This window comes from Psychrobacter sp. T6-6 (assembly GCF_052258185.1).
GTDB lineage: Bacteria > Pseudomonadota > Gammaproteobacteria > Pseudomonadales > Moraxellaceae > Psychrobacter.
The window spans coordinates 290,878-313,767 of sequence record NZ_JBQQEX010000001.1 but is presented as its reverse complement, the minus strand read 5'-3'; the positions used below and the strand labels follow the sequence as shown (position 1 = coordinate 313,767).

18 protein-coding genes are annotated in these 22,890 nt (G+C 43.9%); 5 read left to right on the top strand and 13 right to left on the bottom strand.

The window, feature by feature from the left end:
- The first annotated feature begins 23 nt into the window (after nucleotides 1-23).
- Nucleotides 24-893, top strand: a complete 870-nt coding sequence (locus tag ACTXGL_RS01190; RefSeq protein WP_443524287.1) for a LysR family transcriptional regulator — start codon at nucleotides 24-26, stop codon at nucleotides 891-893.
- Between the two features lie 99 nt (nucleotides 894-992).
- Here the strand turns inward: ACTXGL_RS01190 and ACTXGL_RS01185 are convergent, their stop codons facing one another.
- From ACTXGL_RS01185 to ppsA, 8 genes are all read right to left on the bottom strand, one after another.
- On the bottom strand, nucleotides 993-2,129 hold the full coding sequence (locus ACTXGL_RS01185) for a glycerate kinase (protein ID WP_443524286.1): 1,137 nt from the start codon (nucleotides 2,127-2,129) through the stop codon (nucleotides 993-995).
- Between the two features lie 111 nt (nucleotides 2,130-2,240).
- Complete coding sequence (locus ACTXGL_RS01180) at nucleotides 2,241-3,599, bottom strand: GntP family permease (RefSeq protein ID WP_443524285.1); 1,359 nt, start codon at nucleotides 3,597-3,599, stop codon at nucleotides 2,241-2,243.
- A gap of 554 nt (nucleotides 3,600-4,153) precedes the next feature.
- Entirely contained in the window at nucleotides 4,154-4,393 is a 240-nt protein-coding gene (locus ACTXGL_RS01175; protein ID WP_443524283.1) for a hypothetical protein, read from the bottom strand.
- Nucleotides 4,394-4,759: 366 nt separating this feature from the next.
- Complete coding sequence (rplI, locus tag ACTXGL_RS01170; RefSeq protein ID WP_319050205.1) at nucleotides 4,760-5,266, bottom strand: 50S ribosomal protein L9; 507 nt, start codon at nucleotides 5,264-5,266, stop codon at nucleotides 4,760-4,762.
- A 20-nt stretch (nucleotides 5,267-5,286) separates the two neighbouring features.
- A complete protein-coding gene (gene rpsR, locus ACTXGL_RS01165; protein ID WP_010198808.1) occupies nucleotides 5,287-5,517 on the bottom strand; it encodes a 30S ribosomal protein S18 in 231 nt (76 codons plus the stop codon).
- 16 nt (nucleotides 5,518-5,533) lie between these two features.
- On the bottom strand, nucleotides 5,534-5,938 hold the full coding sequence (gene rpsF / locus ACTXGL_RS01160) for a 30S ribosomal protein S6 (protein WP_101205443.1): 405 nt from the start codon (nucleotides 5,936-5,938) through the stop codon (nucleotides 5,534-5,536).
- Between the two features lie 293 nt (nucleotides 5,939-6,231).
- Nucleotides 6,232-7,215, bottom strand: coding sequence for an RDD family protein (locus ACTXGL_RS01155; protein WP_443524282.1), 984 nt, complete (start codon nucleotides 7,213-7,215; stop codon nucleotides 6,232-6,234).
- A 169-nt stretch (nucleotides 7,216-7,384) separates the two neighbouring features.
- The gene (gene ppsA, locus ACTXGL_RS01150; RefSeq protein WP_443524281.1) at nucleotides 7,385-9,769 is read right to left on the bottom strand and encodes a phosphoenolpyruvate synthase; all 2,385 of its coding nucleotides are present in this window, start codon (nucleotides 9,767-9,769) and stop codon (nucleotides 7,385-7,387) included.
- A 627-nt stretch (nucleotides 9,770-10,396) separates the two neighbouring features.
- Between ppsA and ppsR the strand changes: the two genes are divergently transcribed.
- Together ppsR and sthA are read left to right on the top strand one after the other, a co-directional pair.
- A complete protein-coding gene (gene ppsR / locus ACTXGL_RS01145) occupies nucleotides 10,397-11,293 on the top strand; it encodes a posphoenolpyruvate synthetase regulatory kinase/phosphorylase PpsR (RefSeq protein ID WP_443524279.1) in 897 nt (298 codons plus the stop codon).
- A 160-nt stretch (nucleotides 11,294-11,453) separates the two neighbouring features.
- The gene (gene sthA, locus ACTXGL_RS01140) at nucleotides 11,454-13,097 is read left to right on the top strand and encodes a Si-specific NAD(P)(+) transhydrogenase (RefSeq protein ID WP_319050212.1); all 1,644 of its coding nucleotides are present in this window, start codon (nucleotides 11,454-11,456) and stop codon (nucleotides 13,095-13,097) included.
- A 162-nt stretch (nucleotides 13,098-13,259) separates the two neighbouring features.
- Here sthA and ACTXGL_RS01135 read toward each other — a convergent pair whose 3' ends face one another.
- The 5 genes from ACTXGL_RS01135 to ACTXGL_RS01115 all read right to left on the bottom strand — a co-directional run bounded on the left by ACTXGL_RS01135 (nucleotide 13,260) and on the right by ACTXGL_RS01115 (nucleotide 19,767).
- Entirely contained in the window at nucleotides 13,260-14,456 is a 1,197-nt protein-coding gene (locus ACTXGL_RS01135) for an ABC transporter permease (RefSeq protein WP_443524278.1), read from the bottom strand.
- Complete coding sequence (locus tag ACTXGL_RS01130; RefSeq protein ID WP_443524276.1) at nucleotides 14,456-15,769, bottom strand: ABC transporter permease; 1,314 nt, start codon at nucleotides 15,767-15,769, stop codon at nucleotides 14,456-14,458. The genes ACTXGL_RS01135 and ACTXGL_RS01130 overlap by 1 nt, the downstream gene beginning before the upstream one ends.
- 3 nt (nucleotides 15,770-15,772) lie before the next feature.
- Nucleotides 15,773-16,972, bottom strand: a complete 1,200-nt coding sequence (locus ACTXGL_RS01125; RefSeq protein WP_443524274.1) for an HlyD family secretion protein — start codon at nucleotides 16,970-16,972, stop codon at nucleotides 15,773-15,775.
- 62 nt (nucleotides 16,973-17,034) lie between these two features.
- On the bottom strand, nucleotides 17,035-17,901 hold the full coding sequence (locus ACTXGL_RS01120; protein ID WP_443524273.1) for a YihY/virulence factor BrkB family protein: 867 nt from the start codon (nucleotides 17,899-17,901) through the stop codon (nucleotides 17,035-17,037).
- Between the two features lie 207 nt (nucleotides 17,902-18,108).
- Complete coding sequence (locus ACTXGL_RS01115; protein WP_443524271.1) at nucleotides 18,109-19,767, bottom strand: TolC family protein; 1,659 nt, start codon at nucleotides 19,765-19,767, stop codon at nucleotides 18,109-18,111.
- A 572-nt stretch (nucleotides 19,768-20,339) separates the two neighbouring features.
- Here ACTXGL_RS01115 and glpK point away from each other — a divergent pair.
- Together glpK and ACTXGL_RS01105 are read left to right on the top strand one after the other, a co-directional pair.
- Nucleotides 20,340-21,974, top strand: a complete 1,635-nt coding sequence (gene glpK, locus ACTXGL_RS01110; protein ID WP_443524269.1) for a glycerol kinase GlpK — start codon at nucleotides 20,340-20,342, stop codon at nucleotides 21,972-21,974.
- Between the two features lie 366 nt (nucleotides 21,975-22,340).
- A complete protein-coding gene (locus ACTXGL_RS01105; RefSeq protein ID WP_319050431.1) occupies nucleotides 22,341-22,811 on the top strand; it encodes a hypothetical protein in 471 nt (156 codons plus the stop codon).
- The last annotated feature ends 79 nt before the right edge of the window (nucleotides 22,812-22,890 follow it).

Genomic DNA, 22,890 nt, shown 5'->3' with positions numbered 1-22,890 from the left:
TATATAAATAAGTATGAAACGTAATGATAAACATCGCATGGCTACGTACTTTTTGCACGCTTGCTGAGGTCGGGCACTTTACGCGTACCGCTGAGCGCTTATACATGACGCAGTCTGGCGTGAGCCAGCACATACGTAAGTTAGAGGAGCAACTAGATACGGATTTGTTGATTCGACAAGGTAAGCAGTTCTCACTGACCAATGCAGGTGAACAGCTTTATAAAGAAGCAGGCGAGATATTGCAGCGTCTATCAAATTTAGAGCAACGTATCGGTGAAGACCCACCTTATGAAGGGTTGGTACGGTTGATGTCACCGGGTAGTGTAGGGCTTAAGCTATATCCAAAGCTTCTAAATCTACAGCAGCAACACCCACAGCTGGTGATTGATTATCGTTTTGCACCCAACTCAGATATTGAGCAAGCACTTGCCAACCATGAGATTGATATTGGGTTTATGACAGATATCTCAGAGAATGAAACGGTTAGCTGTAAGCCTATGGCGCAAGAAGCATTGATACTGGTGACACCTGCGACGACAACCGAGCCGAGCTGGGAGCAGCTTACCCAGCTCGGATTTATTGATCATCCGGATGGTGCCCATCATGCAGGCATGCTACTGACTGCCAACTATGAACAATTTCAGCATATCAATGATTTTAAGAAAAAGGGCTTTTCGAATCAGATTGGTCTGATTTTAGAGCCTGTCAGCAGAGGAATAGGCTTTACGGTTTTACCTGCACATGCAGTAGCTGCTTACTCAAAGCCTGAGCTCATCAACAGCCATGCTTTACCAGTTGCCGTTAGCGAAACGCTATATCTGGCAGTCAGACGACAGCAGGTACTCTCTAATAGAATGTATACGGTCATTGATGATATCAAAAAATGGCTATAGATATTTTGAAAACAATAAATGCACCGCTAGCAGGTATATAGGAGCGGTGCATTTAACGTTTTTATATTTAGAGAAGACTATGAATTTGTGGGCGTTGCGCTACTTTAGGCTTTGGCCCAGCTTAATACTTGCAGCAATATTAGCAGCAGTAGTCTCAATATTGTTGTAAGCAGAGCCTAACACATTATCGATCGTATCTACTTTTTGGATACTCGGCATGACCACATCGAACTGACTGGTCTGCGCAGGCTTTAATCCGTCTACGCTGCCGCAGATAGCGATAACAGGTGTACGGCTAGCCTTAGCGATTTGGCTGATACCGCCTGCCACTTTACCCATGGCGGTTTGCGCATCGAGCTTACCTTCGCCAGTGATGACAAGATCAGCCTCTGCGATATGCTCTGACAGATGAGCCACTCCAGCAACCGTGTCAAAGCCTGACTTTAGCTGAGCTTGAAAGAATGTCATCATCGCATAGCCAAGACCGCCAGCAGCCCCAGCACCTTCAACGTGTTGACAGTCTTCATAGCCATGCTGGTTGCACGTTGTTGCAAAGTGATTTAGTGCTTTATCCAATTCGTTGACTTGTTCTGGACTGGCACCTTTTTGCGGGCCAAATACTGCGCTTGCTCCTAGCAGGCCGCATAATGGATTGGTCACATCACAAGCGACCTCAAATACAGTATTCAATATCTTGGCATTGAGGTTGGTGCTTTCGATATGATGTAGGCTGGCAAGCGCACCGCCACCATGAGTGAGCAAGCTATCATTGATGTCATGAAATGTCACACCTAATGCCATTAGCATACCAAGACCTGCATCGTTGGTTGCGCTACCACCGAGACCGATAATGATGCGCTTGGCCCCTTCTGCTAACGCATCTTCGATCAGCTCACCCACACCATAACTACTCGCAATAACAGGATTACGCTCATCAGCTGTCAGTAGATGCAATCCGCACGCTTGAGCCACTTCGATTACCGCAGTCGCGTCAGGCAACAGTAAGTACTTTGCGGTGATTGGTCTCATCAATGGGTCGTGTACTTTGACTTCTTTCCAGTTACCCCCTAATACATAAGACAGTACTGCTGATGTGCCTTCGCCGCCATCTGCCATTGGTAGTAGCTTATAGTCAGCATCTGGAAACACTTGGCTAAAGCCAGACTGAATGGCACGGCAGACATCGAGCGCTTCTAGACTTTCTTTAAACGAGTCAGGGGCAATCAAAATTTTCATACGGCTCTCTTTGAATATCTTAATGACACGATCATTGCGATGGTGTCATGTTTTAAAACGTTTACTGAATAATAGCCAAATAAACGTCTGTAAAAACAGCTAATCTTAGAATTAGATAAATACTAGCGTCAACAACCAGATAAATACGATGCTAGTCACACCTTGGATACCAGTAGCCATTGAATGAGCTTTGTACGCTTGTGCCACGCTCATGCGACTGAACTGGCTCACAATCCAAAAGAAGCTGTCATTGGCATGTGAGATGGTCATGGCACCGGCACCGATTGCCATCACACAGAATACCCGGCCAAGCTCGCTGTCTAGACCGATTTGGTTTAGAAGAGGTGCGACCATTGCAGAAGTCGTAACCAATGCGACTGTGGTTGAGCCTTGCGCTGTTTTTAGGGCAGCAGAAACGATAAATGGCATAAAGATACCCAATCCCAAAGCAGATAGCGTTGAACCCAAATAATCACCAATCGGTGTCACTTTTAACATGGCACCAAATGCGCCACCAGCACCAGTGATCAATAGGATAGGGGCAGCAACAACCAAACCTTGTGAGATGCTATCGCTAATTTCTTGCGTTTTTTGGCTTGATTTGATTAAGAAGAATGATAAGAACAAACCGATAAGTAACGCAGTCAGTGGATTACCAATGAATATTAAAATCTCAGCTACCATGCTACTGCCAAATGGTGCACTTGGGAAATTAGCAACAGAAGACAGACAGATCAAGATAATAGGAACAATAATAGGTAAAAACGCCATTGTCGCTGACGGTAGGTGACTATAATCATCACGAGTTTTCATGCCTTCAGGCATTGCTGCTGCTGGGGCGTCAGCTTCGTTTATGTTGTCAGGTGTCGCATTGAGAAAGCGGTTAGACCACCACCAGCCAGCTAGTACTGCAACTGCTGTCACGACCACACCGACCATGATGACCAGACCCAAGTTTGACTCTAGTCCTAAATTCCCCGCTGCCGCGATTGGACCTGGAGTAGGTGGTACGAAAGTATGAGTAGCATATAGACCAGTAGCCAAGGCAATGCTCATTGCCACGCTAGAGACGTTTAGACGCTCAGCTAGAGATTCTTTTAGAGAGTTTAAGATGATGTAGCCGGAGTCACAAAACACAGGTATTGATACCACCGCACCAACGATAGACATGGTCAACGTAGGGAAGCGTGGCCCCAATACTTTGATCACTGATTCTGCCATTACGATAGCAGCGCCTGTCTTTTCAAGGATTAAACCAATAATCGTACCAAATACAATAACTAGACCGATGTATCCTAAAATCCCACCGAAACCATCAGAGATTGTTTTTGCGACTGTATTGAGCGGTACTTGATAAAATAGCGCGACCAAAAAAGCAGATAGAATCAATACTAAAAAAGGATGCCACTTCAGTTTTGCAGTAGCGAAAATAATAAAAAGAATGGTCAGTACAAGCCAAAATACAATCATCACTGTCTCAATATGGTTTAGAACTTAATGGATTATTAATACAAATACAGTCAATTTTATATAAGTCATATACGGCATCAGAGCTGCTCAGACTATATGTCATAATGGCAGGACTCTTATTTGCACGGGTTTTTATATAAGTCATCTTGAACTGATTATAAACATCAATAACGATACGAAATTTTGAAGGGGCATATTCTATAGCAAATGGTTGCTACTAGGAAATATATTCAGCAGAAATATAGCGCTATTTCTGTCCATGTCATATTGAAAAATAATATAGCTGTATGGGATTACTGTTTATTGAAGCCATTCTAAAAGAAAATCAACGTTTGTTCAAAGTATTTCATGGCATCGACACTACTGAAGTCTATTTTATTAGAATAGGTTATATGGATAGGGCACAAAAAAACTGGCCACATTTAGTGACCAGTTTGTACTGATAAAAGATAATGTCTAACGCAATGCTCATATCAAAGTTTTAGCCCAAAACAAGGTATGAACAAGCGGTATTTAAGCGATATGGTATTGAACCAACGAACACCTACATATGACTACGCGATTTTATCAAAAAACGCTTTGTTTGGCGTGGTTAATACCGTTGTATCAAAGCTCACATGGATGCCCTGTTCGTCATGAGTGGCATACCAATGATCATCATTGCCACTCGTCAATAATTGGAAGTACTTGTCATTGACGATTCTGCCTACTGTATAAATTTCACCTTCTCGGTAAATATCATTGCCTTGAGTACATATAAGCTTATCGTCTGTGTGTATTTCATTGTCTTTCATATTCTTGCGCCCCGTTATAACTAAAACAGCAGAATATCAAGTCTGCTATCGATAATAAAGATAATTATATAGGCACTATCTTATTGTTTCGTATGCCATTTTTAATGTAGTTGTAGCAAATAGTTGCTACAACTTTACGTCGGTAGCATCTCTGTTATAGCAATGTATTTTCTAAATAATACAAAAACAGCTAAAGAAAAATTGAGTCCTAATTTGTTAGTGTGTTGATTTATGAATTGACAGTAATTTATGAAGTGATAGTGATTTTGCTCACATATGTGAGCTTATAACCAAAAATCGTACACAATAAAAAAACCAGCAACACAAGGCTGCTGGTTTTTTAAATAAACTTAACTGTCTAAAGAATTACTCTTCAGAGTAGTCTTCTTCAGATGCTTCTTCATCAGCTGAATCTTCGTTGTTACCATCTTCAGAAAGAATAGTAACTAAGATGCTAGCAGTAACGTCATGGTGTAGCTGAATATCAACATTGTATTCACCAATTTGACGTAGAGTGCCTTCAGGTAGCTTAATTTCAGCACGGTCAACTTCTAGACCTGAGTTAGTCAATGCTTCAGCGATATCGCGAGTACCGATAGAGCCAAATAGCTTGCCTTCGTCACCTGATTTAGCGCGCATGATAACATTAACGTCAGTTAGTGCATCAGCACGCTCTTGAGCAACAGCGATCTCTTTTGCTTCTTCAGCTTCAAGCTCAGCACGACGTGCTTCGAACTTTTCAATGTTAGCTTTAGTAGCAGGTAGAGCGCGGCCCTGAGGGATAAGAAAGTTACGTCCGTAACCTGGTTTTACATCGACAGTTTCACCGAGTTTACCAAGGTTGACGATACGCTGTAACAAAATAATTTGCATGAGTCATTCCTAGTTAGCGGTTAACCTTGATGGTTATCAGTGTATGGAAGTAGCGATAAGTAACGAGCTTGCTTGATAGCAGTCGCTAGTTGACGCTGATATTTAGTAGATGTACCAGTAATACGGCTAGGTACGATTTTACCATTATCACTAATATACTGTTTTAGCAATTCAACATCTTTATAGTCGATGTGAGTGATGCCTTCAGCAGTGAAACGGCAGAATTTGCGACGGCGATAGAAACGTGCCATGAGTATTCTCCTTTAATTAGTCTTCACTGTTGTCGTTGTCGTCATTATCGTTTTCACGATTATCTGGACGACGAGTAGTTGCTTTGCGTGCGCGTTTTTCATCGGCATTCTTGGCTAACTGCGACTCTTCAGTGACAGCTTCGTCACGGCGCATAACTAGACTACGAATGATCGCGTCGTTATAGCGGAATAATTCTTCAAGTTCAGCTAAAGTCTCGCCGTCAGTTTCAATGTTGAAAAGAACGTAATGAGCTTTGTGAATCTTGTTGATTGGGTAAGCCAGTTGACGACGGCCCCAATCTTCTAGACGGTGGATAACACCGTTGTTGTCTTGAACTAACTTGATGTAGCGCTCAACCATGCCGACCACTTGGTCGCTTTGGTCTGGGTGTACAAGTAACACCAGTTCGTAATGTCGCATTATGACTCCTTACGGATTAGTAGCTATTAACCCTATGTTAATAGCAAGGAGATTTACAAGGTAAGCCCTAATTCCTAAAAATATTATAAGAAAAAAGCTTAGTTTATAAAGCGCCGTATTATAACAGTACTCGGTGATTAACACAAAGGTTAATCACCAAGCTGTTGCCAATAAAATATAAAAAGAGGATAAATAATCTTCGCTAAATAAAAAAGCCGCGATTATACGCAGCTTTTCTATAGTAATTACAAGAAAAAGTAGAGACAGTATTGATAATCGAGTATAAAAAAGATTTACTTCGTTTTAGACTTTTTTTCTAACTGGCTACTGTCCGCTTTGACGACTAAGGTTTTGGCAAGTTTGTCATGCCAGCCAATATTCTGAGGATTTCTTGATGCCATGTAATAATGAATAGCGATAATCACGAAACCTAAAAAACTGGTAAACGAAAAGAGCAAGTTGTAGATGATGAACAACAATAATGTACGCGTACCGATAAGCTTTATGAATGAAGGCAGTCGATGCGTGGTTTGATCCACCACTCGAATACCAGTAATCAGTTTGCCTAGTGATTGACCGCGCATAGCAATAAATAACAATTGCAAAGCAAATAGTCCAAATACCATCACTTGCGACATCATTAACGTGCTACTAGGAAGACTTTCCATGAGCGACATTGAATACTGATAAGCGGCATCCATGTCTTGGATGTTCTGGAACTTGGTGTAATCCACATCCAATTTGGTCAATGCCATGACCAATGGCAAAATGGCTAAGACATAAAGTAAACCATTTAATGCCGTTGCCAATACACGCGACATAATAGGCGCGAGCACGACGTTACCCACGGTTTTGTCTGCGGCCGTCTTTTTGAGATTGGACTTGTTCAACGATACATTGTTATGCGGCGTTTGATGACGATTGGTCGTCATATCTGCCTTGACGCTTTTGGGACGTTCAGGCTTGCCGTACAATCTATCTAGTGAGACAGACTTATCTTCTTGACCACTCGCGCTATTAGCATTGTCTTCAGGAAACACGGTTACATTGTTGATAATGGAATCGTTGTTTTCAGAACGACCACTAGCAGTAGGTCTATAAGCCGCTTGGTTGTTGGTGAGATTGCCTACACGTTGCCATTGGCTCAGGCCTTCATGCCACATCAAATCATCTAGCAGTACTTCACCAGAGGCGAGCATAATATTCAGCTGCTCCAAATCATATGGGCCAGCTTGTACGTTATTTCGAGCAAGGAAAATCTGCATAATTGCCTGCATAGTTAGTCATGTCTTAACACATTATATTAGGGTCTATTTGAAAAAATCAAATAGACCCTAATAGTGGTATCTTTAATTACTGTGTGAATTACCCCAGTAACTTAATACTGTGACTTAGCATAGTGAGTCAATATAGTTACTTAACACAATGATCACTTAACACAGTGACTTACTGTGCTTCTTCACCAGCTAAGAAGAACCAAGTATCTAGTACCGAATCTGGGTTCAATGATACTGAGCTGATACCTTGCTCCATAAGCCAGAATGCTAGATCTGGATGATCTGATGGACCCTGACCACAGATACCAACATATTTGTTCTGTTTACGGCAGGCGTCAATAGCCATCGTCAATAGTTTCTTAACTGCAGGGTCACGCTCATCAAATAGATGTGAGACGATGCCTGAGTCACGATCAAGACCAAGCGTTAGCTGAGTCAAATCGTTAGAACCAATAGAGAAACCATCGAAGTGCTCTAGGAACTCTTCTGCGAGTAAGGCGTTGGTTGGTAGTTCACACATCATAATGACGCGTAGACCATTTTCGCCGCGTTTTAGACCATTCTTTTCAAGTAGCTCAATTACTTGTGCTGCTTCGTCAGTGGTACGGACAAATGGGATCATGATCTCAACATTGGTCAGACCCATCTCATCACGAACACGTTTTAGTGCTTTACACTCAAGCTCAAAGCAATCACGGAAGTTGTCAGAGACATAACGGCTAGCACCGCGGAAACCAAGCATTGGGTTTTCTTCTGATGGCTCGTATAACTTACCACCTAGCAGGTTAGCGTATTCGTTTGATTTGAAATCTGACATACGAACGATAACTGGCTGATCCATAAAGGCAACGGCTAGGGTTGAGATACCTTCAACCAACTTATCAACGTAGAAATCAACAGGTGAGGCATAGCCTGCAATACGCTCTTGGATTGCTTGTGAAATTTCGCGTGGCAAGCTATTCATGTTTAGTAGCGCTTTTGGATGCACACCAATCATGCGGTTGATGATGAACTCTAGACGCGCAAGACCAATACCTTCGTTTGGCATTTGGGTGAATGAGAACGCGCGATCTGGGTTACCAACGTTCATCATCACTTTAAATGCAAGCTCTGGCATAGACTCAACAGAGTTGGTCTGTACTTCAAAGTCAATCTGGCTCTCATAAATGAAACCAGTGTCACCTTCAGCACAAGACGCAGTCACGTCTTGACCATCAACCAATAGCTCAGTGGCGTTACCACAACCAACGATAGCTGGCACACCTAGCTCACGCGCAATAATAGCAGCGTGACAAGTACGGCCACCACGGTTAGTGATGATAGCAGAAGCGCGTTTCATAACTGGCTCCCAATCCGGATCAGTCATGTCTGATACGAGTACGTCGCCTTCTTCTACTTTGTCCATCTCGTTTAGGTTGCTAACGATACGCACTTTACCTGAACCGATACGTTGACCGATTGAACGACCTTCACACAATACTTTTGCGCCAGTCGTGTCGATGACATAACGCTCCATGACATTGCTGTCTTGGCGGCTCTTAACAGTCTCAGGACGTGCTTGAACGATAAAGATCTCACCGCTATCGCCGTCTTTTGCCCACTCGATGTCCATTGCATGACCATAATGCTGCTCAATGGTTACGGCTTGTTTGGCAAGTGAGGTCAGCTCTTCAGTAGATAAAGAGAATTGCATACGCTCTTGCTTTTCAACATCGACAGTTTTCACTGATTTAGCCGTGCTGCCTTCGTCACCATAAACCATTTTCTTATGCTTGCTACCTAGGTTACGACGGATAACAGAAGGCTTACCATCAGCTAGCAGACGTTTTGAGATATAAAACTCATCTGGGTTAACCGCGCCCTGTACAACCATCTCACCTAGACCGTAGCTTGAGGTGATGAACACGACTTGATCAAAACCACTTTCGGTATCTAGCGTAAACATAACACCAGCAGCGCCAGTTTCTGAACGTACCATACGCTGTACAGCCGCAGACAAGGCAACGCCTTCATGCTCAAAACCTTTGTGTACACGATAAGAGATGGCACGGTCATTATATAAAGAAGCAAATACTTCTTTAATAGCGATTAGAACGTTATCAATACCACGAATGTTCAAGAAGGTTTCTTGCTGACCGGCAAATGATGCATCTGGCAAATCTTCAGCGGTAGCAGAAGAACGGACAGCAACCGCGATGTCTTCGCCGCCACTCATGGTTTCAAATGATTGACGTACTTCTTGCTCAAGATCTTTTGGCAGCTCTTGTTCAATAATCCAAGTACGGATCTTTTTACCTGTTTCTGCAAGTTTTTTGACATCATCAACATCTAGTGTTTTTAGCTCATTGTTGATTTTGTCCAGCAAGCCTGTTTCTGTCAAAAAGCGATTGAAAGCATTTGAAGTGGTGGCAAAACCGCCTGGAACACTAACGCCTAAATCAGACAGATGGCTGATCATTTCACCAAGAGAGGCATTCTTGCCGCCAACCATTTCGATATCGTCTTTTCCTAGCTGATCAAGATTGATTACAAGTGCTGTAGATTGCGCTGCCATGATAACTCCAGAAAATAAGGTTATTTAGTAAAGATTATAACGGTGAATTATACCGCCATATTATGAGGATTTCGAGGGGTTTGACCAAAAAACTTGTTAAAAATACACAAATTGTAGGAATTGCCACATAAATTTTGGTAAGTGGCTGAGATTTTTTTGTCTGAAAGCACAAAAAATATCAACAGTATTAGTAATGGTATGTGCTTGTTGAGTGCTTATAATTGTCAAGAAATTTGAAGATGAGTGCATTCGAGCGACGGTATTCGAGTATTCTCACAACTTCTATTTCTACATAAAAGGTTCAGTAATAAAAACATTTAATGAGTAGGCAGTTGAAGGTAATGATTGCGTGAAAAACCGTGTTGGTTCTAAGTGTGTGCCTGTAACATTGATTTCTATTAAGGGCTTAATATGCGTATAATGTAGCGCATAGATAGGTGATGTGCATGGTTCTATCAACGTACGATACAGATGCCGCTGTGTATCTCGTTCAAGAGCAATCATTGAGTACTTAAATAGCTAATCAGGTAACTCAATTAAGCCGCCAAATTTAGATAAACGCTATCAAATCATCACTAGAAGCTAAATGAAGATCATTATTGAGTTTTCAACCAAGGTGCCAACGTCATGTACTCAAGCAATCCATCTGAACAAGTTAAGTCCACTATCCAAAACCATCACGCACTCAACTTGGACAGCTCACAAGCCATCAGAACGGCATTTTTCATCTCAGATGGCACAGCGATTACTGCTGAGACATTGGGTCGCGCTATTTTAAGTCAGTTTGCTTCAGTGCCTTTTGAGACGCGTGTTTTGCCATACGTTGACAGCCTAGAGCGTGCTGAAGACGCAGTCGAGCAAATCAATATGGCTTATCAGCGCGATGGCTCACTGCCGCTGGTGTTCGATACTATCGTTAATTCAGAGATCCGCGAAAAGATTAACTCAGCCCACAGCTGTAACTTGGATATGTATGAGGGATTAATAGGACGCGTTGCAGAAGAAACCGGCGTTGAGCCAGATGGTCACTCTGGTCATGCGCACGACGACGTTGACTCTGAAACCTACAAAGAGCGTATCGATGCGGTTCATTTTGCTTTGGACAATGACGATGGAGCGCGTACTCGCCACTATAATGCAGCAGATATTATCTTAGTGGGGGTGTCGCGTTCTGGTAAGACACCGACATCGCTATACTTGGCATTACAGTTTGGTATTCGAGCGGCAAACTATCCTTTGACCGAAGATGATTTGTACGACAATCAGTTGCCAAAAGCATTACGTGAGCACAAAGACAAACTGTTTGGCTTGCTCATTGATACCGATCGCTTAGTAAAAATCCGTCAAGAGCGCCGTGCAGGCAGTCGTTATTCCAGCTACCAACAATGTCAGCAAGAGCAGCGTGCGATACAAGGTATCTATATTACTCATGGTATTCCAAGCTTGGACGTATCGGAGATGTCTGTTGAAGAGATTGCCACCCGTATCTTGCAAATGACTGGTCTTAAGCGCCGTATTGGCTGATAAATTATTACAGTGCGCAATACGTATCAAGATTGCAAAAAAGATATCCATACTTTATGGTGGCGTGATTTTACTAACCTAATTTTATTAACCTACGTAGATCGTAAAAACTCACTCCCATACAAACTTATTCATATAATCAATAAATAAAGAGGACATCATGGTAAGTAAAAGTGCAAGCGACGCGACCAATGATACTGGTAAAGATATTCATACCGAAGTATCTAATAAAGAGAACGGTCGCACGCCCAACCCTGAACATACCGAAGGTAAAGACAAAAAACAAAAAATTGAACAAACCCACGAGCAAGTTACTGATGATGTCATGCACCATCCAGACCTTATCAACCCGCTCGATGACACCCGTATCGATATTCAATCGGGTTTTGCCAAAGACTCTCGTCGCTTAAAAAGCGACAATCACGACTATGAATACGATGTTGTGGTATTGGGTGCAGGACCAGCTGGAGAGGCTGCTGCCATGAAGCTTACCAAATCTGGTAAGAGAGTGGTGGTGGTCGATCCGCGTGATCAGGTGGGTGGTAACTCGACTCATGTAGGTACGATCCCGAGTAAAGCACTGCGCCAATCGGTATTTAACTTGATTAACTTTCGCCGTGATCCAATGTTCACAAAAGCGATGGAGTATAAGCAAGTTCCGCTGAATAAAGTGCTTGCCAACGCTCGTCAAGTGATACGCCGTCAAGTGAACACGCATACGGGTTTTTATGAGCGCAACCGTATTGAAGTCATTCAAGGGTGGGGCAGTTTTGTTGACAAACATACTTTACGTGTTGAAACGGATGACAATGTGTTTGAAACCATTACCTTTAATAAAGCCATCGTAACGGTCGGTAGTCGTCCATATCGTCCTGATATCTTAGACTTCAATCATCCGCGTGTTTTTGATTCTGACAAGATCCTACAGATGGATTATATCGTCAAAAAAATCATCATCTATGGTGCTGGCGTGATTGGCTGTGAATACGCTTCCATCTTTACTGGTCTTGGCTATAAAGTGGATCTAATCAACAACCAAGATCAGTTGCTTAACTACCTCGATAGCGAGATTAGCGATGCCATCGCGCACGATTTTAGACAGTTCGGTGTGCTCATTCGCAGTAACGAAGAGATTGATCATCTTGAGACCCATGATGACTGCGTAATCCTACATCTCAAAAGCGGTAAGAAAATCAAATCAGATGCCATTCTGTGGTCAAATGGACGCTCAGGTAACACTGAAGGTCTAAACCTAGAAGCTATCGGGCTAAAAGCGAACAGCCGTGGTCAGCTAAAAGTTGATGATACTTATCGCACTGATGTTGATAATATCTATGCAGCAGGCGATGTGATCGGCTGGCCATCATTAGCATCAGCGGCATATGATCAAGGACGCTGTGCGGCTGCATTTATGGTTGGCGACAGTGATGCTGAACCTGTATCTAGCGTACCAACGGGTATCTATACGATCCCTGAGATTTCTTGTATTGGCAAAACCGAGCAAGAGCTGACAGATGAGAAAGTACCTTACGAGGTCGGTCAAGCTTTCTTTAAGCATCTGGCTCGCGCACAAATCATTGGTGAGCGTACAGGCGTACTAAAGATACTATTCCATCGTGAGACGCTAGAGATTTTGGGTATTCACTGCTACGGTAACCATGCATCAGAGATTATCCATATCGGACAAGCAGTTATGAAGTGTAACAATACGCTTGAGTACTTCGTTAATACCACCTTTAACTATCCAACAATGGCAGAAGCATATCGTGTTGCGGCGCTCAATGGTCTGAACCGAGTGTTCTAACGATTCCTTTAACTGCTTAGAAAGCTTCAACGTTTGGAAGTAAAAAGCTTGGAAGTACAAAGTTCGCAAGTAAAAAGCTTGAAAGTATAAAGTCTTCTCCATAAAAAGCGCCTGCTATTGTTAGCAGGCGCTTTTTTGTCAGGGTCTTGAGCTCAGTTACTATTAAGCACTATAAGCGGATTGTCTTTGCGGTATACGTTTGCGTAAAAGCAGTAATAAGGCAAAGTAAAATAGCCATAAGCCTGCCAGTACATAAAACCCAATAGCAACTTGGGACACGCTGGCACCCATTTGGTTCAGCTGTACAGAGGTATTGATGGCAGGGGTTGTGGGCACGATCCAGCGTATGACTTGTAATATCTGAGGCAACTGGTCTGCTGGCCATGGGTAGCCACTCAAGAAAAATATCGGTAGCGAGACAAAGATTAAGATTTGCATGCTGCGTTCTCGCTGCCGGAACCATAGCCCAAGCACGCAGCCGAGCGTGGCGACCGTCGGGCAAAATAATGCCAAAAACAATAACGTACCAAGCATGTTTTGACCACGTGGATAATGATGAAGCTCAAACGCCCAGCCATAATAAAAACAGCCGACGATAAAGCTTAGCGTGCTTAGCGCTCCGATGCGTCCTAGCCAGCCACGTATGCTCGTCGCATGGCGGCGTTGCTCATACCATGTGCCAATCAGCATCGCTGTCGCCATCAGTAGTGTTTGTTGCAAGATAATGACAGAGACAGCTGGCACGACATAAGCACCATAGCCTTCAGTTTGGTTATACAGTGGTATGATGCGTAGCGGTATTGCTTGCGTGCTCTGTGCGGCAGTGGGTGCATAAGCCCCTGTCGCAACGGCCTTCTTTACCTTTATGCCTGCTGATACCGTACCCACTGCTTGAGAGAAGCCCAGCTGAACATTTTTATTTAAGATAAAATAGCCACCATTACCTAAAATACTGACATAGGCTTGTTGTCCTGATAGTACTTGCGCTTCAAGCCCACTAGGAATCACCATATAACCTGCAATTTGATTAGACCACATGGCTTCTTTGGCGGCTTGCTCATTGACAAAACGCTCGGTATCTAAATAAGGGCTGGAGCTTGAGTAACGAGCGAGCGTACGCGATAAGTTGCTATTGTCATAATCGATGATACCTACCGGTACATGATTGACCACCTCAGTAGAATAAGGCCACGGATAAAAGAAGCCATAAATAATAGGGGCGATGATCAACATCAGCAAGATACCTTTATCCCCAAAAATATCTTTAAGCGTTTGGACAAAGCTTGTCCAGAACGACGGTGATGACAACGACTTCGTTGATTCAGATTTTTTGAGATTGGGGTTTGATCGTATTGACATTAGCGTGCTCCCCAACGTTCAGGATGTGCCAATGCACGTTTGGTTAATAATGCGGCTAGTAGCAGTGCTATGATCATAGCAAGGGTGAGACCGTAGACACCAGGCAGGGATATAGCAATGGGTGCCTGCATCTGCAGTTGTGCAATATGAAGCTTGAGATAATGCGTCAGTGGTAGGATATTCGACCAGTACTGCGCGCTATCACTAATCGCAATATAAGGAAAGGTCACGCCAGCAAAGGCGTAAGAAGGCGCTGAGATAAAACCAGTAGCAGACAGCCCCATACGTAGAGAAAAAGCATTCAACGTAAAGATCGCACCCAGCCAAAACGAGAGTGTCATTAGGCATAACAAACCAGCATAGACCACAGCAAAAGAAGCTATGCTTATAGCTTGGTTCGAAGTTGTCAACCACAGGATCATAGCCGACCATACACTATAGGCCAGCATTGGCCAAAAATATTTACCTAATAAACCAAATAACAATACTGACATGCTGACTGCCTGTGGCGCTTGTAAGGTTGATGCTACCGTAGCATTATCGCGGCTGTTATTGATACTATCTTGCTTGGTGAACGGTGCGGTTGGTGTTTTCGAATATTGAGGTGATGTTTGTTCAGGATTTTTGGTATCGATAAAACGGTACCAGCGACCAATATTCTTATCACGTAGCTCACGTCCAATGGTCGTTGCGCCAACAACCATTGCCAGTATATGTAGTAGGGCAGGTATCACGGTTGAGGCCAAAAACTGCTGATAATTGGTCGCTGCATTGAACAGACTGATACGCTGAATACTGATAGGCGCGTAAGCAGTCGCGGTTTGTGATGGTGCTACGCCTTGCTTGACCAATCGCTGTATCTCGACGCCTGCGGACAGTGTACTTGCAACTGCTTGAACACTCGTTTGAATAATACCAGAGTGAGTACCATACTGTGCGTTTACTTGTAGTGTGAGTGGCGCAGGTGTATTCGATAGAATATGGCGAGAGAAGTCTTCAGGAATCGTCACGACTGCGTAAATATCGCGTTGCAATATCGCAGCCTCGGCCTCTGCTTGAGAATAATACAACTGCCTGACTGTCAGCGTAGGACTGGCTTCTAAGTAGCGTACGGCAGTATTGGCCATCGCACTATTGTCTTGATCGATAACGCCTATAGGCAAATCAGTAATCTGAGTCTGTGAAAATATCCACCAAATAAGTAGGACGGTTGCCAGCGGTATCCATAACACCATGCTAAGGTCCCACTGGTTTTTGGTCAAAAATCGCCGCTCATAGGCTGCACTGCGCAAAAACGCCTCAATTAAGCGCATGGTTTACTCTTGGTTCTGGTTAATAGGCGTAGGATTGATACGCACAATCACGCTCATACCCGAGCGAATACGAGTATCTGGCGTTGATGGTCGAGCTTTTACCTCAAAGGTACGCACATCGAACCCATCGTCATTGTTAGTCGGTCGCCAAGTTGCAAAATCAGATAGGGTCGACGTCGCATAAACAGTGAACTGTTTGCTATAAGGTTTGTCTGCTGATGATAGAGCTGGGATAGTTCCTATAAAAGTTTGACCGATAGCAAATTGATTCAGATAAGATTCAGTGACGTTGAGTACCACCCATTGGTCATTAGTATCTACCAAAGTGAGCAAAGGAACGCCTTGACCGATGACTTCACCAGCACTGACAATGACATTATCAACAATACCTGCGATAGGGCTTTTTAGATTGGCTTCTTCTTTTGCGACCAGTGCCTCGTCCAGTTGGGCATCGACCTGTGCAACTTGGGCGGTAGCGGCTGACTTATCTTCACTACGCGCGCCCTCTAACGCCAAGTCATATTGCAGACGTGCCGCTTCAGTCTGATCTTCGGTAGCAAGGTACTGTGCATACGCCTCATCGCGCTTTTGCCGCGCCATCAATCCTTCTTCGTAGAGGCGATTAACGCGCTGATAAGTGTTCTTTGCCAGATCAGAGGCCGCTTTATTGGCTTGCCAAGCCGCTTTTGCTTGAGCGATTTCTTGCGGGCGTGCGCCATTTTCGGCTTTGTCCAACTGGCTCTGTGCGATTTGCTTGCCAGCCCGCGCCTGGTTGATCTTGGCATTAATTTCAGGCGAATCCATTTCGACCAGCTGTTGACCCGCGGTAACGGTATCACCTTCTGTCACCATAATCTGTGCAATGCGGCCAGGCACTTTTGCAGCGATAGAGGTTTGCTGCATTTGCATTTGCCCTTGAAGCGTAATGATTTCAAGCTCGCTCTGTTGATTGCTTTTATATAGACCATAGGCAATCACAGCAAGAACAATCAATGCAAGCCCTGCAAGTAGCGCTTTTTTTACACGAGCAGATTTATCAGCGTTAGCATTACCGCGATTGTACGGTGGCGTAGGCTGCACCGGCTCAGCGTCAGGCGTGTTTTCTGCTGGTTTAGCTGAGTATTGACTGTCCTGAGAGGTCGCTAACTCGGTTGAATCATCAGATTGATTTGAGTCGTTTGATTCATTTGGCAATTCAGACATGACAGCGGGATTCCTAAAGCAGCAAAGTTGAGAATAAAGGGTCTAGAATAAAGGGGTTATGATTAATACATTCGAACAGCGTAAGGCTTAGCACTGTCTAACGCTTCAGAGTTGAAAATAGCACCAAAAGCGACAATAAATGCCGAATAATACAGCCACAGCATAATTACCACAGCAGCTGAAAGCGCACCAAACTCAGCACTATAGTTATTGAAATTTTGCACATAGATGGAGAACAGCACAGACAATACAATCCACATAATGGTCGCTAGTGCGGCACCTGGCACTAGCCTTTTTAGCGCGACAGCATCGCGATTAGGTGCTAAGCGGTAGAGCCCCAAAAAGCTCAGAAATATAATACCAGCCAATATTGGCCATCTGCTCCAAAGCGCAATCGTTTCAGCTATCTGAGGAAACGGGAAAAAAGCCGCTCCCACAGGAATAATGGCGATAGAGGAGACTGCTATAATCAAGACAACTACTGCGCCAAAGGTCAGTCCAACGGCTCGAATAGTACCTTGAATGAACCCACGTTCATGAGTGATATGAAAGGCGAGGTTGATAAGGATAATTAAAGACTTAATGCCTTTAGAGCCAGCATAGAGAGCGAGCAGTGACGATAAAATAAGGCTAAAAGTTAACTTAGACGTGGTAGTAGAGACTAGGTCGTTCAGGCGTGAGTTGAGGACTTCATACACGGTATCGGGTATGTATGGACTCAAAATTGAGATCTGTTCTTGCATCTGGACGGGTGAAAACACGAGGCCATAAACGAGTACAAACACTGCCATCACGGGAAATATCGACAAAAAACCAAAAAATCCCACGCTTGCACAGTGTGCCCAAACGTTGGAGGTGTTTGCAAGCTGCCATGTTTTGAGTAAAGGCTGCAACCAATGACTTATCGATTTAGAGGTAGATTTTTTCATAAAACAATTATTCACAATAGAATGAGTAACAGTATGGATGTTGTCAGCGTTGTGACAGGCCCCGTATTCAGTGCATTACAAAGGTATGATCGCACCTCACGCACTTGAGGCAGTCGATGTACCGTACCGCTCAAAGACATCGTTATAATAAAAAACTAAATCGACTGTACAAGCGCTCATCCATACGACTTATGGTTTTCATGTTCATTATTGTTCAGTATACAAAGTTGGCAGTTGAATGTCAGCGGCATTCAGATAAGCATTAAAAGCAAGCGGGGTGCCACAGCTTTGCATGAGTGCAGCCAATGACTGTACATAGCTATTGGCAGCTTGTGCTTGCTCGGTACGTGCTTTGAGCGACTGAGTTTGCGCTTGTACCACATCGACGGTGGTATTCACACCTTCTTGTAAGCCAAGGCGGCGCAGTCGCAACACTTCTGCCGCCAAATCAACATTACTCTGAAGTGCCTGATAGCGAGATTGGGCATTATTGACATCATGCCAGTTTTTTTCTACGAGCAGGAGTAGGTTGTCACTGACTTCAATTTCAGAGAGATCGGCTTGACGGATTTGAGCGCTACTTGATGCCAATGAGGCTGTTTTATCAAGTCCGCCCCAGAGTTTCCAACTGGCAGATATACCAGCAACCCAGCTTGGATCCTTCTCTACCTGACCATAACCATACAGCAAAACGGTCGGCTTATAACCAGTATCAGATAACGCATGCAGCTGCTGTGCCTGCGCACGTTTAGCGGCAACTTTCTGTAATCCTGGGTGATGACTCAGAGCCAGATCTTGAAAATAACTGACATCTGGTAGCGGGCGACTAGACACAAACAAAGGCGTCGTCGGCTTAATACGGTAGTTGGTACGTAGTAACCGCTGTAATGCAATCATAGCCAAGCGTGCATCGTTATTGGCATTAACAGACTCGCTTTTGGCGTCGGCAAGCGCAGATTGAGCCTCTAATCTCTCGACCCGTGAGATAAAGCCTTCTTCAAATAGACGCTCTGCCATATGGTCAGTTTGTTGCAGTGTATCGTAAGCGTCTTCACGTAAGTAAGCGGCAATGATCGCTAGCTGCGCCTTAAAGTAGCGCTCAATCAACGTATTATACAGCTCGTTTTTATCAAGAATACTATCTGCTAGCGCTTCTTGGGTGCGTGCATCGGAGGCGCCAGTCAAGGCATCTGTACGTCCAGCAGTATAAATAGGCCAGACCACACCAACACCTGCTCCAGTTGTGGAGCCTGAGCGTTTGAGGTCATACGAGTCTGGAATCCGCTCACCAACCAATTCGCCAAAGTTGGGTAAGTCTGGCAAGCTTGCAATAGGAGGAATGACACTATCGACACGATTATTCACCCCATCTATGATGCCGTTTTTAAGAGTAGACAAATCTATATCTTGGTCTAGATGGTAAGCACTGGCAGATACGCGAGCAAATACGAGCGGGTTATCGATGGTTCTTAGAGCATCAGTTTGGTATTCGCTGGCAGCAATGGCTGCTTGATTGGCCGCTATCTTGGGCGATACTTGGACTAAAAGTTTTTGTGCTTGCGCTAAGCTCAAAAAGCTGGAGACCTCTAACGGATAGCTATTATCAATCGTTTTGTGTGAGATGGGATCGACAAGGGTAGCCAGTGAAGGTTGCCCATCATAAGTATTTATCGATGTGTTATTAGGCGTTACAGTGGTCTTATGATTGCTCGGATCGTTAGCCTCCACGATTTGTGTTACAGGGCCAGATGCCATACCAGTTGATTCGATACGATCGGCATCAGTACTTGCGTAAGTCACAGGCGCAACACTTATGAGTGTAACAGTCATCATAGCGGACGGTAGCGCTGATAAAGCGAATTTCATAAGTCACATAAACCATTAATTGAGAGGTAAGGTATTATAAGACAACGGTTATCATTGATAGACTGTATTGCTCAGATATTAACTGATCAAATTATTATAGACTATCTATGAGCGACCGCGTCTACCAGTCATCGAGTAAATGATGCCGATACAAAACATTTATTGTCAAATAGGTCAGGACTTTTAAATAAAAAGGGTCTTATCATAGCGTCGCTGACAGTCTATCATTTGAAACATCATTTAAATTAAGGCGTACACTGTAGAGCCACAATGGTGACCGGTCAATGCTCAGTATTTTTTGGTTTTCTATTGTATGGGCAGTAGCGGTATGATAGAAGCTCAACTCTATATTTAAATATCTCTTTATAACTAACAACATAGCTTAGGAGGTATTTTGAGATGATTCTATTTGTCTTCAAATAAACTTTGTTTTTAGTTTTACTATTAAAATAATTAATCAGTCATTCATAAAAAAACAGCAAGCGATGAACGTTAATCAATGAAGAGTAAGTAGTCACTTATTACGAATTTTTGTCAAATAAAATAAATAACCTTAGTAGAGGATGTGCGTAATGGCAGGATATATTTTGGCGCTGGATCAGGGAACAACATCGAGTCGAGCGATCCTCTATGACGATCATGCACGCCCTATAAAAATGGTACAACAACCAACGACCCTCCAAACGCCAAGTGCTGGATTTGTAGAGCAAGATGCACAGCAGATTTGGCAAACCCAGATCAGCTGTGCGCACGATGTTATCAATCGGGCAGGTTTGCTTGCAACGGACGTCACCAGCATTGCCATTACCAATCAGCGCGAATCTATCGTGATGTGGGACAAACAAACGGGTAAACCATTGGCACCTGCTATCATCTGGCAGGACAGACGGACGGCAAACTACTGTAAGACGCTTGCTGCTGAAAGCGCTACCAATAGTATGGATGATAGCGGCTATAAAAACAGCTCTCATACGAACACGTCTGAAAATAATCAAAATAATATGGCGCATGAGGTACAGCGTATTACAGGCCTGCGGTTAGACCCTTATTTTAGTGCCAGCAAGATTGCGTGGTTGCTCGAAAGCAATCCAAAGCTTAGTGTGCGAGCCAGTAAAGGTGAGATAGCTGTCGGTACTATCGACAGTTGGCTGATATACAAGCTAACAGGTGGAGAGCACGTTATCGATGTGACTAACGCCTCTCGCACTTTGTTATTTGACATCCATAAACTGGCGTGGTCAGAGACACTTTGTGATCGCTTTGCCATTCCTATGAACATATTACCCAAAGTGCTGCCCTCAGACGGTGATTTTGGCAAAACTAAAAAAGGCTTGTTTGCCAAACAAATACCCATTCAAGCAGTACTTGGTGATCAGCAAGCGGCGCTTTTTGGGCAAGGCTGTCTTGATGCAGGTATGGCAAAGAACACCTATGGTACAGGGTGTTTTATGCTGATGAATATCGGTCAGCAACCAAAGTTGAGCGAACATAAGCTACTGACAACTATCGCGTGGCAACGAAAAACATCGCCAACCCGTCCAGACAATTTATCGTTTGATCAAATTGTACAGTCAGGCAAACGTATGCTACAGCCGCCCAAAAAGGAAGTCACTTATGCGTTAGAAGGTAGTGTCTTTATGGCTGGTGCTATCGTCCAGTGGTTGCGTGACAACTTAGGTATGATTCAACAAAGTAGTGATGTTGAGGACCTAGCGCGCCAAGTGGATAGTAGTGAAGATGTGGTGCTGCTACCGGCGTTTACTGGACTTGGGGCACCTTACTGGCGTTCTGATATCAGTGCCAGTATCACAGGTATGAGCCGCGGTACGACCAAAGCGCATATTGCCCGTGCAGCATTAGAGGCGGTAGCCTATCAGACGTATGATGTACTTATCGCTATGCAAAAAGACAGTCCTCATCCGTTGACTGAGCTGAGAGTGGATGGCGGCGCGGCAAACAATGATTTGCTGATGCAGTTTCAGGCGGATCTGTTAGATGTTCCTGTACTACGCCCAAGAGACACAGAAATTACAGCAAAGGGCGCGGCGCTACTCGCGGGTCTAAAAACTGGGTTATACGATGAGTCAACAATGAAAGCATCATGGCAGGTAGATCGTATCTTTGAGCCAAGCATGTCTACTGATGCCCGCGAACAGCATCTTGATAAATGGCAACGTGCTATCGAGAGGTCGTTAAGGCAGCTATAAACCTGTTTTACTTAGCGAACTTAATATCAACGCATTTTTACAATTACTCAAAGTATAGGTCAACCGTACATAAACGTGATAAAGATACAGGCTGTAACGCAAGCCTATAACGATATCGACATAGCTTACATAACCTGTATATCGTAGGGTATTGATTGTTCCTATACTTCAAATGGCAGTCAAACAAGGATTTTGACAAGACCTAAAAAAAACGGAAATCAATAACTAATTAAGGATATATTTATTATGAATAACCATGACGAACTAAATAAAACAAAAATTAATGCAGATGGCACTACACGCACAAATGTAACAGGCGACTACAACCGTGACCATGACGCTATCGACCGTAGCGAAGTAAAGCACATGTCTGATGAGACAAAAGACGACCTGAACGCCGACATGATAACAGGTGAACCAGGTTCACATCCAGTAGGTACTGGTATTGGCGGTGTAGGCGGTGCAGCAGCAGGTGCAGCGATCGGCTCGATGGCAGGTCCATTAGGTACGTTAATCGGTGGTGCTATCGGTGCAGTTGTTGGTGGCGGTGCAGGTCATGCAGCGGGCGAAGCGATAAACCCAACGCATGAAGAAGCCTACTGGCGTGCAGAATACGCAAACGCTGACTATTATAAAGAAGGACATGACTTCGATCGTGATTTGCATCCAGCCTATGCAGTAGGATATGCAAACCGTGCTCGTTATCCAGCAGATGCTCGCTTTGAAGATCACGAAGCAGACTTGGAGCGTTCATGGCACGAAGTGAAAGGTGAGTCTCGCCTAGCATGGGATGAGGCACGTTTAGCATCACGTGATGCATGGCACCGTGTTTCGTAATACACATGCCATAGTAGAAGCCACGTAGTCAATGATTCAGTTGGGGTTCTTTAAGTCATATCATGATGTAACATGGATT